Origin of the sequence: Exiguobacterium sp. NPDC077395 (assembly GCF_050269125.1) — a bacterium.
Classification (GTDB): Bacteria; Bacillota; Bacilli; order Exiguobacteriales; family Exiguobacteriaceae; genus Exiguobacterium; species Exiguobacterium aestuarii_A.
In genome coordinates, this window is record NZ_JBNNHU010000001.1 from 95,409 (window position 1) to 110,337 (window position 14,929).

The following is a 14,929-nucleotide window of genomic DNA, read 5'->3' on the forward strand; positions in this document are numbered from 1 at the left end:
TGATTCACCCTTTCACATGTCTATGAAAGTAGTGTAGACGGTTTACCGGCAAGAGGGTGATTCTATTTTTGACCAGGTAAATTATTTGATTAAGTCGTAAATCGAATAGGTCTTGCCGTTTTCAAGAGGGCGGTCAATCAGTTGTTCGACGAACACGCGAGCGACCGTCTCGGGAGAGCGGAGTCGTCCCTCTGTTTCGTATGAACGGAATTGTTCGAGGTCTGCAAACGCCTCTTCCGAAGAAGAGCGAATCTCCGCCTGCATCGATGTATCCATCACGCCAGGATTAAAGAGTGCCGCACGATGTGGTGTGTTTTCGAGCTCAAGTGCTAGCGTTTCTGTGAAGTGGTCAAGTCCTGCTTTCGTGCCGCAATACGCACTCCAACCTGAAATCGGACGTTTGGCCGCGCCAGACGTCACATGAATCAAATCGGTCGGCTTGTTGAAAGCGAGGACCGCGTTCGCCAATAGCATCGGTGCGAGTAGGTTGGCATGGACATGGGCCGTCACTTTCTTCCCATCCAACTGTCCGACACGATGAATCGGTTCGATCCATGCGGCATTTTGAACGAGAAGAATCGAATCGGCATTCTCTAAAAGGGAAGTGATGTCTCGAATGGCCGTTTCGATTCCTGAGACGTCTGAGAGGTCGATGGGTAATTGTTCATATGTGACGTCTTCGGACTGTGAACGTGAGAGACCGATCACGTCATAATCTCGAGCTTGGAGTTCTTGGGCAATGGCACGACCGAGACCGCGTGATGCCCCGGTGACGAGAGCGAGTTTCATATACATTCCTCCTATTCGTGAATCGTTTTCCGAAAGCCGTAAAACGGACGGAATCGTAGTTTTTCGTAATATGTGTGCGAAGTTTGACTCGCTAACAGTTCGATTCGCGTTGTTGGGTATCGTTCATGGATATGTTGAAGTAACTGTTCACCGAGCCCACATTTTTGATAGGCGGGAGCGACCAATAATTTACAGACGAACAAGGTGACTGCCGTATCGGTGAGTCCCCGTAAGTAGGCGACAATCTCTCCCTTATCAGACTCCATGACATACGTGACGTTCGATTGACGCCACGCTTCACGGGTCAGCTCCCCCCGTTCGACGAGTTGAGTCCAGCCTTCCTCATGATTGAGCTGCTGGATGTGTTCAAAATCTGACGCGACATATGCGCGGATTTTCATTCGATTCGCTCTCCCATCTGTGCTTCGATTTGCTTCATCACATCAAACGCGCCGTCTGATTGATTCGAACAAACGACCGAAATGACCTGAGTTTCTGGGTAATACCCGGAATGAAAGCTGACGCCCGGGTCATATCCCATCACATGGTACTTATAGATGTCTCCAGACGAATGATGCTGAATCCAAATCCCGTATCCATAACTACCACCTCGGTCATTGACCGTCACATGTGGTGTGAGAAGTAGGGATGTGGATGCGGCGTCAAGAAGTTGATGTGAAAACAACGCCTCCCAAAAACGAGTCATATCTTGAACGGTCACATATGCTCCGCCATCTGCCCCGCCTTTGATTGGAATCGCATATTGATTCGTACGCCATGAGCCGTCCGAATGATCGATATAGCCGAGCGCCGTTTTGGCGGGTAAGGCATCGAGCGAGAAATATCCGGAATCGCTCATGTTGGCAGGTTGAAAAATCGACTGTTCGACGTAATCGGTGAAAGATTGCCCGGTCACTTCCTCGACAATCAACCCTAACAGAATATACCCTGCATTATTGTAGGAGAATCGGGAACCTGGTTCATCCTGCATCGTTTTTTGTTGAAATAGCGGTAAAAAATCTCGTGGTTGTTGAAATCGATACATCGGAACATCACGCCACAACGCTTCGAAGTCGTCAGAGACGGACTCATCAAAATAGTCAGGGATCCCCGACGTATGCGTCAATAGCTGATGGATTGTAACTTTTGAGGATATGTAGGGCAGGTCGAATGTCTGAAACGAATCCAGTGAAGTTGCAAAAGAGAGTCGACCTTGTTCGACTAACTGACAAATGGCGATTGCTGTGAACAGTTTGCAACCGGAAGCGATTCCGAATCTCGTTTTGACTTCATGTTGAATCTGTTCCGAGCGATTAGCATAGCCAAGGGATTGATGGATGGACGTTTCTGGGTTGGTGACGGAATAGACACCAGAGAATGTTTCGTCCACTGTGAGATGCGTGATGTTTTGCAAAAGAACCTCCAATTGTTGAGTCATCAAGTACTTCGACTATATCACTTCTAAATGAACCATCCATAAATTTACTCAATATTCAAAAAAACATTTACCAAATAACAGGAATTGAGACAGGTGTCTGACCTCGAACGTGGTACGATATGGGCGAACAGAGAGGAAGTGTATTCAATGACGCTATTCTTTTTAGGGATACTCGTTGGATGTTTGATTGCTTTGTGGCTATATAAGCGTCAACGGCCACATCCGCAGACGCTTTCGTTCATGCATTTCGGGAACCAAACGAAAGATGTCATCTATATTTTTGAAACGAAACCAGCATGGCGTTTTCGGTATATCAGTCCTTCTTTAGATTTGTATCTGGGCGAAGGAACCGTCATGCGGAGCTATTCGAATGCGCAGGAATGTTTCCGCAGAATCCATCCGGACGATCGACGATTGTTGCTAGACAAAGTGTTGGGGCGCGTCGACTATGAAGAAGCAATTCTTCAGCGGTGGCGGACGAATGAAGGGACTTATGTATGGTTCGAAGAGTATACGACCCCGATCTATGAGAACGGTGAGATTGTGGCGGTGCAAGGTGTGATTCGGAACATCGAGGCGGCCATGACCGAGCGTGAGCGTCTTCTGTATGAAAGTCGTCATGACAGTTTGACGGGTGTCTTCAATCGTCGGGCGTTTGAAGAAACGATCGGTCAAGCGGAAGGGATGAGAAATATCGGAATCATCGTACTCGATGTGAATGATTTGAAAGTCGTGAACGATCAAAAAGGACACTCTGCCGGTGATGGTTTGTTGAAGCGTGTCGGTAACCTCCTTCAAACCATCGAGTCCTCTGTCTATCGGATTGGAGGAGACGAGTTCGTCTTGTTTCTTCAGATGATGTCAGAAGAAGCATGCGAGAAGATGGTTCATGAGATCGAAACGACATGCCGGGAAGAGGAAATCTCAGTGGCCATCGGGTTGGCTTGGGCATCTCATCCAGAATCAATCGAAGTACTTTGGCAAGAAGCAGATGACGCGATGTATGAACAAAAGCAGCAACAAAAAAGAGATCTTCTTGACGTTTAGTTCAAGAAAATCTCTTTTTTGTTAACTACTCGCTTCCTCTACTTCAGGTGGTTCTTCACCTAAGTTATTAAGATAACGTTCATATCGTGCGAGTCCATAGCGATAAGATGCCCAAATCAGAAGGGTCGTCACGGCAATGAGTCCAATCGTCAATGGAGCGAACCATCCGGAAACAATCCCATCCGCGTAGGCAAGTCCAATTGGTGAAAAGACGAGATAGACGAAAATCATCGAAGCGACAAGCAAAATCGAAGTCGACAGCGCGTGACGCCATGGTTTGACTCGTCCGAGCTCGATTCGAATCGGATTCGCTTGAAGCATCGGTCGTACGCGAGCGAAGATGAGCATGATAGCCGTCTCGACGACGAAGAGAATACCGTAAATATGGATAAAGTTAATCCCGATTTCCACACCGAACCATTGCTCCGTTCCCCACACGAGGAAATAGTAAGCAATGACGTGGAAGAAGACGACGGTCTTCGCAGCAATCGGGGGAACTCGTTTGACGAGCATACCGATTAGGACAATGACAAGAATTGGGATGTTGAAGAAGCCTGTAAAACGACGAATCAAATCCCATAACCCGTCTGGTGCATACATGAGATTCGGGGCGACAAAGAAAGAGACGAGCGCCACGAACGTGCCAAACCATTTGCTGACGCGAATCAAATCTTGATCGGAGGCATCTGGTTTGAACTTCGGTTTATAAATATCGAGTACGAATAGCGTTGCGATACTATTTAATAGTGAGTTAAATGAGCTGAACACGGCACCGAGTAAGACGGCAAGGAAAAAGCCCATGAGCCACATCGGGAGTAGCTCAGCAATCAAGCTCGGATACGCTAAATCGGCTTTCTCGACGTTCGATCCATACAAATGGAAGGCGATGACGCCAGGCAAGAGCATAAAAATGGGAACAAGTAGTTTTAAATAACCCGTAAATAGTACTCCTTTTTGTCCCTCTGCCAAGTTTTTTGCGCCGAGAGCGCGTTGAATCACGTATTGATTGAGTGCCCAGTAGAACAAGTTCGCAAAAATCATCCCGGTGAAAATGGAGAGGAACGGGACCGAGTCATTGGCGGAGCCGATGGCGTTCAACTTTTCGGGATTCGTCGTCGCAATCGTCTTCATCCCGTCCAAAAGATTCCCGTCACCTAGTGCGAGGAATCCGAGCGTTGGAACGAGGAAGCCGATGATGATGAGACCGATTCCGTTTAACGTGTCGGAAACGGCGACCGCGCGAAGACCACCGAAGATAGCGTAAATCGCCCCGATGATTCCAATGAACCAGACGACAATCCAAAGGGACTGCTCGAAGCTAATCCCGAGAAGGGCAGGCACGTCGAATAGTTGGAGGACAGCTAATCCGCCAGAATAGAGCATGGACGGAATCGTGACACACATGTATCCGAGTAAAAACAGCAGGACGGTCAATCGACGAACGTCCTCGTCATAGCGTTGACTTAAAAATTCAGGGATGGTCGAGATCCCGATACCAAGAAAACGCGGTAGTAAAAAGAGCGCCATGATGATGGCAGCAATTCCAGCTGTGACTTCCCAAGCCATTGCCGACATATTGCCGGCGAACGATTGACCGTTCAAGCCAATCAATTGTTCAGCAGACAAGTTGGTCAAGAGGAGCGAACCTGCGATGAAGACGCCCGTCAATCCGCGACCGGCCAAGAAATAATCATCAGCACTTTCGACTTTTCCTCTCGTCATGCGATATGAGACGTAGGCGACGAGTGCCATGAACAAAGCACTAGTCACGAGTATGTAGAGTACTTGCTGAATCGTCATAGAATCCCCTCACTTCTTACTTATGTTATATAATCTATTTGTAGGAAATACCCTAAAGTGTAAGAAAGTAGTCCTCTTATCTTGATGGAATGATAAAAAGTCATGGGCTGGGCATAAATTTCTCAATGTGATCGATTAGAAATTCAATAGGGTGAATCGGTGGGAGGAATCTCTTTGAGGAAATGGATGATTGGAATATTATCTGTTGCAGCAGTAGCAAGTTATGTCATGTTTAGTGATATGCTGAAACAAGAAAACACGAGTGATTTGGCTGTGACCGAAAGCTTCCGACACATAGACGATTTAGCTACACGCTCGCCGATTGTCATCGTCGGCAAAGTGAGCAGTCACCCGAGATCTTTTGAATATCATTCGGTTACTTTCTTTGAATCAGATATTCACGTGCAGCGTGTCTATCGAGACGTGAGTCATGAACTCAAGCAAACTGATACGATTACCCTCTTACAAAACGATATGGAAGAAGACCCGCTCGTCAGACGAGGAGAAAACGTTCTCTTGTATTTACAAAAATACGAAGGCCCCGTGATTGAGAACGCGTATCGAATTGTCGGTCTACAACAAGGACATTTCAAAGTGAATCGGACAGGGACACTGACTTCGGTAGGAGAATCCAATCTTTATCAAGAAAGCGGGCGAAGTGCTGACTTGAGTAAACTAGAGACATTATTGAACGACAATCCTTATATGGCAGAACAAAACGACGTGATGACGGATGAAGACATTGAAGCTTTTAACGACACCCAAGAACGTCTGTTAGAGGAATTTCAATGATATAACGAGTGAAAGCGGCGCTGATGAAATCAGCACCGCTTTTTAGTGTGAACTTTTATAAATATCATAAGAATTGAAGCATGGACGTCGCGACCGTGAAGTAGATGATGAGACCGAGGTTGTCCATCAGTGTCGTGATAAACGGTCCAGAGGCAACAGCGGGGTCTAACTTCAGGCGATTGATGAGAAGCGGGACAATCGTGCCGATCATCGTGGCGACACTGAGTGCTGCAAAGATGGAGACTCCGACAATGAAGCCGATGAGCATGTTGTCATAAAGAATCGTGATGACCCCGAAGATGACAATCATACAAGCAATCCCTAAGATGATGCCGGTCCCGAGCTCGCGTCGAATCATCTTCATGACGTTCTTGCGATTGATCGTACCAAGCGCAATCGAACGAACAGCAACGACAAGTGACTGGGTGGCTGCATTACCGGCAGACCCCATGACAAGTGGCATGAAGACGGCGAGTAGCACAATCGTCTCAAGCGTGTCTTCAAAGCCACCGATTGTCGATGCTGTGATCATCCCGAGAAACATGAGGCTGACAATCCACGGGGCACGTTTTTTCGCCGCCTCGAACGGACTCATGTTGATATCGGACGACCCCTTCGTCGCGGATAGTTCTTCAAAGTCTTCCGTCGTTTCGCGCTCGATGACGTCTAACACATCATCGACCGTGATGATGCCGAGTAGCTTTTGCTGATCGTCGATGACAGGAAGGGCCAATAAATCATACTTTTGGACAATCCGAGCCAAGTCTTCCTGGTCGGTCATGACGTTTGCCGAGATGACACGAAAACCCATGATGTCTTCGATTTTCGCCTCGAGCGGCGCGACAATCAAATCACGTAAAGAGACGACACCAACCAGTTGGTGCGCTTGGTCGACCACATATAAGTAATAAATCGTCTCAGCGTCTGGTCCGAGTTCACGCAACTCTTCTAAAGTCAGTCCGACGGTCTTGTTCGCTTGAAGGACGACGAACTCGGTCGTCATGAGCGCCCCGGCCGTCTCTTCCGGGTATTGCATCAAATCTTTGACTTCTTGTTCCTCGATATCGTCCATCTGCTCGAATAGTGTGTCCATGAACGCATCGGGTAGCTCCCGCATCAAATCGGCGGCGTTATCTGAATACATCTCATTTAAAATCCGGACAGCATACGGTTGAGGCGTTTCTTGAATGAATGAACACTGTTCCTCTAACGTCAGTTTTTCAAAAAGGTCAGTAAACACTTCAGGTGAGATCGTTCGATATACGAACGCACGCTCATGCTGATCGAGTTCGATAAAATGATCGGCCTGTTCACCGGGGTGGAGGGAGAGGAAGAGGTCTTGAAAATCGACCGGGTCTCCCTTTTGAATCAATGTGCGAAGTGCCGCTTCATGTTCGTTGTATTCCATTTCTTCTATTTTCATTTGCTCACATCCTGATCTTTCGCATTTTTCAAAAAAAGTTTTCCTTATTTTTCAGAAGGATTGTATTCATCATCCATACATCTCATTTCCCCTTGTCAGGACGCCGAATTTTCATGCATTGTTTGTTCATTCACAAAGGTGAAGGTTTATACATAGCTATGTGGAATCACTAACAGGTGAACTGCCGGATTAGACATTCGCAAATTTGGTAAAGTGATAAGGTAAGGGTAGTCACACACCCGAATCACAAGGAGGAAGCGAGATGATCTCAATGACGAATCAACCGATTTCACAAGATACGACGCTGAAACATCCGATTCATGTGTATTCAGAAATTGGAGAATTAAAAACGGTATTACTGAAACGACCGGGAAGGGAATTAGAAAACCTCACCCCGGAATATTTAGAGCGCCTCTTGTTCGATGATATTCCCCATTTGCCGGTCATTCAAAAAGAGCACGACTATTTTGCGAGTGCGCTCCAAAATCGCGGTGTGGAAGTCCTTTACCTCGAAAAATTAATGGCTGAGACATTGTCGCTCCCCGGTGTGCGCGAAAAGTTTGTCGCGGATATCTTATCGGAGTCGAAATCAAATATCAACGGCTCTTATGAAACGTTAAAAGAATATTTACTCGATTTTGATAATGAAATGTTGATTGAAACGGTGATGGCCGGTATCCGAAAATCGGAGATCAAGCCGGAGAAACGCCGACATTTGCACGAAATGATTGAAGATACGTACCCCTTCTTTTTAGATCCTATGCCAAACCTCTATTTCACACGAGATCCGGCCGCCGCAATCGGTCATGGTCTCTCCATCAACCGAATGAAAGAACCGGCACGTCGCCGTGAATCACTCTTCACGCAATATATTATGCGCTATCACCCACGCTTTGCGAAACATGATGTTCCGATTTGGTCAGACCGCGACTATCGATTTGCGATGGAGGGCGGGGACGAGCTCGTCTTATCGAAAGAAGTCGTCGCCATCGGCATCTCTGAACGAACGACCGCGCAAGGAATCGAACGCGTCGCCCTCAATTTGCTCAAACATGGAGACAGCTTCAAAAAAGTCATCGCCATCGAAATTCCAAAATCACGCGCCTTCATGCATCTCGATACCGTCTTTACGATGGTCGACCATGATAAATTCACCATCCATCCGTTCATTCAAGGACCGGAAGGAAAGATGAATATTTTCGAACTTTCATTGAATGCAGAAGGTGAATTGCAAATCACGCAACATACCGATTTGTTGAAAGTGTTAAAAGACGTCCTCGGCTTGCAGGAAGCGACGTTGATTCCTTGTGGCGGTGGCGACCCGATCGCAGCGGCGCGTGAACAGTGGAATGATGGATCGAATACGCTCGCCATCGCACCGGGTGTCGTGGTCACGTATGACCGGAACTACGTCTCGAATGAACTGCTCCGTAAAGAAGGCGTTGAAGTGATTGAAATCATGTCGAGTGAACTATCGCGCGGACGTGGAGGTCCACGTTGCATGAGCTGTCCGATTATCCGTCAAGACATCTAAATGTGATAAGGAGGAAGCAGTATGTCTACAACGTTCAATTTTGATTTGAAAGGTCGTCACTTTTTATCGTTAAACGAGTTTTCTGGTGAAGAAATCAATTATTTGATCGATTTGTCTGCTGCATTCAAACGTCAAAAGAAACAAGGCATCCCACATCGGATTTGTGATGGCAAAAACATTGCCTTACTCTTTGAAAAACCGTCGACGCGAACGCGTTGTGCGTTCACGGTCGCCGCAATCGACTTAGGGATGCATCCTGAGTATTTAGGCAAAAATGATATCCAGTTCGGGAAGAAAGAATCGGTACGTGATACAGCCATCGTCCTCGGGCGCATGTTTGACGGTATTCAATTTCGAGGGTTCGCCCATGAGACGGTCGAAGGTCTCGCGAAAGATGCAGGGGTGCCGGTTTGGAACGGATTGACCGACCTCTATCATCCGACACAAATCTTGGCCGACTTCTTGACGGTGAAAGAACAAAAAGGAGAATTGGCCGGAATCAAATTCGTGTACGTCGGCGACGGCCGGAACAACATGGGGAACACGCTATTGATTGGTGGCGCAAAAGTAGGGATGGATATGCGGATTTGCGCACCGAAATCACTTTGGCCATCTGACGAAATCGTCAATTATGCGAAATCGGTTGCTGCTGAAACAGGCGCCGTCATCACGTTGACGGAGAGCATTGAAGAAGCGATGGACCAGGCGGACGTCGTCTACACGGATGTATGGGTGTCGATGGGCGAAGAGGCGGCCTTCGCAGAACGGATCGAATTGTTGCGACCATATCAAGTGAACATGGATATGCTTCAAAAGAGCGGCAACCCGGACATCATGTTCTTACACTGCCTCCCTGCCTTCCACGACTTAGAGACAGAGGTCGGTCGGGCGATTCATGAACAGTACGGATTGACCGAAATGGAAGTGACTGATGAGGTGTTCCGCAGTCGTCACTCGTTCGTATTTGATGAAGCGGAAAATCGGATGCATACGATCAAGGCGGTAATGGCGGCAACGCTCACGGAGACACGCGAATGGCTTGAACGTTGACGGGGGAGGGGGACTTCCCCTCCCGTTTCAAAATAAGCGAAAGGGATGAGTAGAATGTCTACGAAGTTGGAGCATGACTCAGGTGGTTCGGCTGGAGTACATCCTGACAAGCAAGACAAGCGATTAGGTCTCGGAGCGTTGACGGCACTTGTCGTCGGATCGATGATTGGCGGTGGCGCCTTCAACTTGGCCGCCGATTTAGCGCAAGGTGCGAACGCGGGTGCCATTCTCATCGGGTGGGTCATCACCGGAATTGGGATCATCGCGCTCGGTCTCAGTTTTCAAAACTTGACGATGCGTCGCCCTGATTTGGACGGTGGTGTCTATAGCTATGCACGTGCCGGTTTCGGTTCGTTCGTCGGATTCAACTCAGCCTGGGGATACTGGTTATCTGCCTGGCTAGGAAACGTGGCGTATGCCACACTGCTGTTCAGTTCGGTCGGCTATTTCTTCCCGATTTTTGAAGGGGGACAAAATATTGCCTCCATCGTCGGAGCTTCCATCATGCTTTGGCTCGTACACACGCTCATTCTTCGTGGGGTGCATGAGGCGTCGATGATCAACATCGTCACCACGATTGCCAAGCTCGTTCCGATTTTTGCATTCATTACGATTACGTTGTTCTTCTTCAATCTCGAAAACTTCACTTTCGATTTTTGGGGACAAGGCGGCTTCTCATGGGGAAGTGTTCGCGACCAGGTCGTCTCGACGATGCTCGTCACGCTTTGGGTATTCATCGGCGTCGAGGGGGCAGTCGTTCTCTCGGGTCGTGCTCGGAAGCGTTCTGACGTCGGAAAGGCAACTGTCATCGGGTTACTCGGGACACTCGTCATCTATCTGCTCATCTCTGTCATGTCGCTCGGTCTCATGACACCGGAAAACGTGGCGAACGCCTCGCAACCGGCGATGGCTTACTTGCTCGAGTCAGCAGTCGGTCCTTGGGGCGCGATGCTCATCAACGGTGGACTCGTCATTTCCGTACTCGGGGCATGGCTCGGTTGGACGCTTCTCGCGGCTGAGATTCCGTTCGTTGCTGCGAAAGACGGCGTGTTTCCGAAATGGTTCACGAAAGAGAATAAAAATCAGGCACCTGTCAACGCACTTTGGTTAACAAACGGGTTGATTCAGCTCTTCCTCTTCACCTTCTTGATTTCAGATGCCGCCTATAATTTTGCGTTCTCCCTCGCTTCAAGTGCCATTTTGATCCCGTATGTATTCTCGGCATTTTACCAAGTGAAGGTATCGAAAAATGGAATCGGTTATAGCGCCGGTGAACAGAGAACACGCGATTTGACGATCGGATTGGTCGCTTCCATTTACGGATTGTGGCTCATCTATGCGGCAGGAATCGATTATTTACTGCTCACGACCCTTCTATACGCACCAGGAACACTTCTCTACATGAAAGCGCAACGTGAAAATGGCATCAAGTCACTCAACAAAACGGAATGGTTGGTCGCCGGAGTGTTGACCGCACTCGCCATTTTCGCAGTCGTACGCATACTATCTGGTAATATCTCAGTCATCTGATCGGGGGTATCGATATGGAGAAAAAACGTGTGGTCATCGCCCTAGGCGGAAATGCGATTCAACAAGGTAAAGATGCGACAGCGGAAGCACAAATGCGAGCGGTCGAGGCGACGGCAGAATCTCTCGCAGCACTGATTGCAGAAGGGGTCGACGTCATCATCACACACGGGAACGGTCCGCAAGTCGGAAATTTAATGTTACAACAAGCCGCATCAGACAGTCCGGCTACGCCGGCGATGCCCCTTGATGTATGTGGTGCGATGACGCAAGGAATGATTGGATACTGGTTTGAAAATGCGCTAACGAAAGCACTGCGTGCGCGTGGTCTTGGACGAGATGTGGCTTCTCTCGTCACACGAAGCGTGGTCGATCCGAATGATAGTGCGTTTCATCATCCATCGAAGCCAATCGGTCCGTTTTATAGGGAAGAAGAGGCACTCCATCTCGAACGGACGACGGGTTACGTATTCAAAGAAGATGCAGGACGTGGATACCGTCGTGTCGTCCCGAGCCCGGTCCCGATGAAAATCGCGGAACACGCCGTCATCCGAACGCTCGTTGAAGCGGGGCATATCGTCGTCGCTTCCGGTGGCGGTGGTATTCCGGTCATGGAGACGCCTGAAGGGTATGTCGGAATCGAGGCAGTCATCGATAAAGACTTTGCGGCTGCGAAACTCGCGGACCTCGTCAACGCAGACGTATTGCTCATCCTGACTGCGGTCGAACATGTGTATGTCAACTTCGGGAAGCCAGATGAGACGGCGCTCCAGGAGACCTCAAAGGAACAGATGGAGACGTATATCGCCGAAGGACAGTTCGCTCCGGGCAGCATGTTACCAAAAGTAAGAGCGGCACTACAGTTCGCAGAATCCGGCACGAACCGGGTCGCCATCATCACGTCACTCGACCAGGCGCTAGCTGCCATTTATGGGGATGCCGGAACACGCGTCCGTTTGGCTCCATCCCTCCAACAATAAGAATGTGTCGCAAACGTGAAACGTTTGCGACTTTTTGTTTTCTGTCCCGATTCAAGGGGAAGGAATGTTGTATGCCAAAAATGAGATTGCTATCATATTCAGTGTAAACGTTTGCACTAATTTCAGGAAGGAAGTGACGGAGAGCGGAAACGCTCGAGTGTATGCGCCTATTCGAAGAAAATCATGTATATCAGTCATGGATGAGACCGAAAGCAAGAGAAGAGGCAATCGTGCAAGGAAGCTGTTATCGCTTCACCGTATTGACGAGTCAGTTAATTCGGATGGAGTATGCAGAAGACGGGATTTTTGAAGACCGTGCCACCCAAGTGGCGTGGAATCGAGAATTTGACGTTCCACAATTTCGAGTGATTGAAGATGAGGCAGAGCTCCAAATCATCACGGAACACGTTCACTTATATTATACGAAAGGACCGTTCGCACCGAACACGCTCTATGTGGACGTGAAAGGGAACTTCAGTACGTATTACAGCCGCTACATGTTCAACGGTCCCGAGCGGACGCTGAAAGGGACGGCGCGGACGCTCGACCATGTGGACGGGGCGACGGAGTTAGAAGAAGGGATCCTTTCGAAACAAGGGTATGCGATCATTGATGATTCATCCTCGTTTTTGATGACGGATGATCGCTTCGTCGAGCCGAGACGAAAAGGGATTCATGACATTTACTACTTCGGATATGGCCATGACTATAAACAGGCACTTCGAGATTTTTACACGTTGACGGGCCCGACGCCGATGCTTCCTCGTAAAGCGCTCGGAAACTGGTGGAGTCGCTACTGGCGATACGACGAAAAAGAATATAAGGCGCTGATGCGCCGCTTCAAATCCGAAGACGTCCCGTTCTCGGTCAGCGTCATCGATATGGACTGGCACGTGACAGACATCCCGGAAGAGTATGGGAGTGGCTGGACGGGCTATTCGTGGAATAGAAACTTATTCCCTGAACCGAAGCGATTCCTCAAATGGTTAAAAGACGAGGGGATGATGGTGACATTGAACTTACACCCCGCTGACGGGGTCCGTGCGTTTGAAGACCAGTATGCGGCGATGGCTGAGGCGATGGGGGTCGATCCGGAATCGGGTGACCGAATCCCGTTCGATTTTTCTGACAAGCGATTCATTCAAGCGTATTTCGAACAGATGCATCACCCGCATGAAGCAGACGGCGTTGATTTTTGGTGGATCGACTGGCAACAAGGGTCGACGTCGAAGATGGAAGGACTCGATCCGTTATGGATGTTAAATCATTATCATGCCATCGATATCGCCCGTGACGGCAAGCGCCCGCTCATTTTTTCTCGTTACGCTGGGCCAGGGAGCCACCGTTACCCGGTCGGATTCTCAGGGGACACAATCATCTCTTGGGCATCACTCGCCTTCCAGCCGTATTTCACGGCAACAGCTACAAATATCGGTTATGGATGGTGGAGTCATGACATCGGAGGGCATCATCGTGGTAAAAAAGACGATGAGCTCGCGGCACGTTGGGTCGCATACGGAGTGTTCAGTCCAATCATGCGCCTCCACTCGACGTTCAGCACGTTCAACGGAAAAGAGCCTTGGCGTTTCGGAATCGAAGCCGAACAGTCGATGAAGCGATTCTTACGCCTGCGTCATCAACTCATTCCTTATTTGTATACGATGAACTATCGGAACCATGCAGAAGCGTTGCCACTCGTGTTACCGATGTATATCGAACATCCCGATGATGAAGCGGCTTATCAGGTGCCGAATCAGTTTTATTTCGGAAGTGAACTCATCGTCTCCCCGATTGTCACACCAATGGACCGACAGCTCCATGTCGCGGGTGCGAACGTGTGGTTGCCGAAAGGGCAATGGTTCGATTTCTTCACGGGTCATCGTTATGAAGGCGACAAGTCGATTCGTGTGTTCCGTGGACTCGAAGGGCAACCGGTTTTCGCCAAAGCGGGTGCCATCATTCCGATGATGCCGCATGAACCGCATGCGAACGAAACGGGGAACCCGAGCGAGCTAGAAGTACTCCTCTTTCCAGGTGCCTCGAACACGTTCACGATGTACGAAGATGACGGGGAAAGCCGTGATTATGAGACGGGGGCGTCACTCGAAACGACGTTCACGCTCGATTGGGAAGCGCGTACGCTTCACATCGAGACATCAGGTGATTTGACACTCGTCCCGGCGAATCGGACGTTGACGATTCTTGTCCGGGGGGTCGTCGGAGAAGGGGACTATGATGCGGAGACGCAGACGTTACACATCCCACTCGGTGAATGGAAACGGGAGCAGACCGTGATGCTTCCGATCGATCTGACACAAAACGCACATCGACTCGACCGTCTCTATCGGTTCTTAGACCGCGCCGAAATCGCTTATGACTTAAAAGATCGTCTGTATCAGATGGCGACCACGAAGACGCGTCTCGAGGCATGGCTGTTTGACCTCCATGCGTTAGAGCTCGATCGTGATTTACAGGACGCGCTATTGGAACTGATGTTGGACTGAAAAAGGGGGGAGACCCCCTTTTGTCATGTCAGAAAACTGTCGGAT

Annotated in this window: 12 protein-coding genes; 7 read left to right on the forward strand and 5 right to left on the reverse strand. The window is 49.0% G+C overall.

The window, feature by feature from the left end; translation table 11 throughout:
* Positions 1-81 precede the first annotated feature (81 nt).
* From ACQKD4_RS00595 to ACQKD4_RS00605, 3 genes are read right to left on the reverse strand one after another with little or no spacing between them, the layout of a single operon-like run.
* Positions 82-789: an SDR family NAD(P)-dependent oxidoreductase gene (locus tag ACQKD4_RS00595; protein ID WP_427372112.1), complete on the reverse strand. Its 708-nt coding sequence runs from the start codon at positions 787-789 to the stop codon at positions 82-84.
* Between the two features lie 11 nt (positions 790-800).
* The gene (locus ACQKD4_RS00600; RefSeq protein WP_427372113.1) at positions 801-1,190 is read right to left on the reverse strand and encodes a GNAT family N-acetyltransferase; all 390 of its coding nucleotides are present in this window, start codon (positions 1,188-1,190) and stop codon (positions 801-803) included.
* Positions 1,187-2,227, reverse strand: coding sequence for a serine hydrolase domain-containing protein (locus ACQKD4_RS00605; RefSeq protein ID WP_427372114.1), 1,041 nt, complete (start codon positions 2,225-2,227; stop codon positions 1,187-1,189). Before ACQKD4_RS00605 ends, ACQKD4_RS00600 begins: the two co-directional genes overlap by 4 nt.
* 93 nt (positions 2,228-2,320) lie before the next feature.
* Here ACQKD4_RS00605 and ACQKD4_RS00610 point away from each other — a divergent pair, with 93 nt between their 5' ends.
* Entirely contained in the window at positions 2,321-3,274 is a 954-nt protein-coding gene (locus tag ACQKD4_RS00610; RefSeq protein WP_427372115.1) for a GGDEF domain-containing protein, read from the forward strand.
* A gap of 21 nt (positions 3,275-3,295) precedes the next feature.
* Here ACQKD4_RS00610 and ACQKD4_RS00615 read toward each other — a convergent pair whose 3' ends face one another.
* On the reverse strand, positions 3,296-5,074 hold the full coding sequence (locus tag ACQKD4_RS00615) for a solute:sodium symporter family transporter (protein ID WP_427372116.1): 1,779 nt from the start codon (positions 5,072-5,074) through the stop codon (positions 3,296-3,298).
* A gap of 174 nt (positions 5,075-5,248) precedes the next feature.
* Here ACQKD4_RS00615 and ACQKD4_RS00620 point away from each other — a divergent pair, with 174 nt between their 5' ends.
* On the forward strand, positions 5,249-5,866 hold the full coding sequence (locus ACQKD4_RS00620) for a hypothetical protein (protein WP_427372117.1): 618 nt from the start codon (positions 5,249-5,251) through the stop codon (positions 5,864-5,866).
* Positions 5,867-5,930: 64 nt separating this feature from the next.
* Here the strand turns inward: ACQKD4_RS00620 and mgtE are convergent, their stop codons facing one another.
* Positions 5,931-7,289: a magnesium transporter gene (gene mgtE, locus ACQKD4_RS00625; protein WP_427372118.1), complete on the reverse strand. Its 1,359-nt coding sequence runs from the start codon at positions 7,287-7,289 to the stop codon at positions 5,931-5,933.
* Positions 7,290-7,593: 304 nt separating this feature from the next.
* Between mgtE and arcA the strand changes: the two genes are divergently transcribed.
* From arcA to ACQKD4_RS00650, 5 genes are all read left to right on the forward strand, one after another.
* Positions 7,594-8,823, forward strand: coding sequence for an arginine deiminase (gene arcA / locus ACQKD4_RS00630; protein WP_214745087.1), 1,230 nt, complete (start codon positions 7,594-7,596; stop codon positions 8,821-8,823).
* Between the two features lie 21 nt (positions 8,824-8,844).
* Positions 8,845-9,873: an ornithine carbamoyltransferase gene (gene argF / locus ACQKD4_RS00635; protein WP_427372119.1), complete on the forward strand. Its 1,029-nt coding sequence runs from the start codon at positions 8,845-8,847 to the stop codon at positions 9,871-9,873.
* A gap of 54 nt (positions 9,874-9,927) precedes the next feature.
* Positions 9,928-11,403, forward strand: coding sequence for an arginine-ornithine antiporter (arcD, locus tag ACQKD4_RS00640; protein WP_427372120.1), 1,476 nt, complete (start codon positions 9,928-9,930; stop codon positions 11,401-11,403).
* A 14-nt stretch (positions 11,404-11,417) separates the two neighbouring features.
* On the forward strand, positions 11,418-12,380 hold the full coding sequence (arcC, locus tag ACQKD4_RS00645; RefSeq protein ID WP_427372121.1) for a carbamate kinase: 963 nt from the start codon (positions 11,418-11,420) through the stop codon (positions 12,378-12,380).
* A gap of 161 nt (positions 12,381-12,541) precedes the next feature.
* Positions 12,542-14,884 (forward strand): TIM-barrel domain-containing protein, encoded by a 2,343-nt coding sequence (locus tag ACQKD4_RS00650; RefSeq protein ID WP_427372122.1) that lies wholly within the window; start codon positions 12,542-12,544, stop codon positions 14,882-14,884.
* The last annotated feature ends 45 nt before the right edge of the window (positions 14,885-14,929 follow it).

Excerpts from the sequence above, each read along its gene's own strand:
- argF (WP_427372119.1), top strand. The coding sequence starts at position 8,845 with ATGTCTACAACGTTCAATTTTGATTTGAAAGGTCGTCACTTTTTATCG.
- arcD (WP_427372120.1), top strand. The coding sequence starts at position 9,928 with ATGTCTACGAAGTTGGAGCATGACTCAGGTGGTTCGGCTGGAGTACAT.
- mgtE (WP_427372118.1), bottom strand. The coding sequence starts at position 7,289 with ATGAAAATAGAAGAAATGGAATACAACGAACATGAAGCGGCACTTCGC.
- ACQKD4_RS00600 (WP_427372113.1), bottom strand. The coding sequence starts at position 1,190 with ATGAAAATCCGCGCATATGTCGCGTCAGATTTTGAACACATCCAGCAG.
- ACQKD4_RS00650 (WP_427372122.1), top strand. The coding sequence starts at position 12,542 with ATGCGCCTATTCGAAGAAAATCATGTATATCAGTCATGGATGAGACCG.
- ACQKD4_RS00595 (WP_427372112.1), bottom strand. The coding sequence starts at position 789 with ATGAAACTCGCTCTCGTCACCGGGGCATCACGCGGTCTCGGTCGTGCC.
- ACQKD4_RS00615 (WP_427372116.1), bottom strand. The coding sequence starts at position 5,074 with ATGACGATTCAGCAAGTACTCTACATACTCGTGACTAGTGCTTTGTTC.
- arcC (WP_427372121.1), top strand. The coding sequence starts at position 11,418 with ATGGAGAAAAAACGTGTGGTCATCGCCCTAGGCGGAAATGCGATTCAA.
- ACQKD4_RS00605 (WP_427372114.1), bottom strand. The coding sequence starts at position 2,227 with ATGACTCAACAATTGGAGGTTCTTTTGCAAAACATCACGCATCTCACA.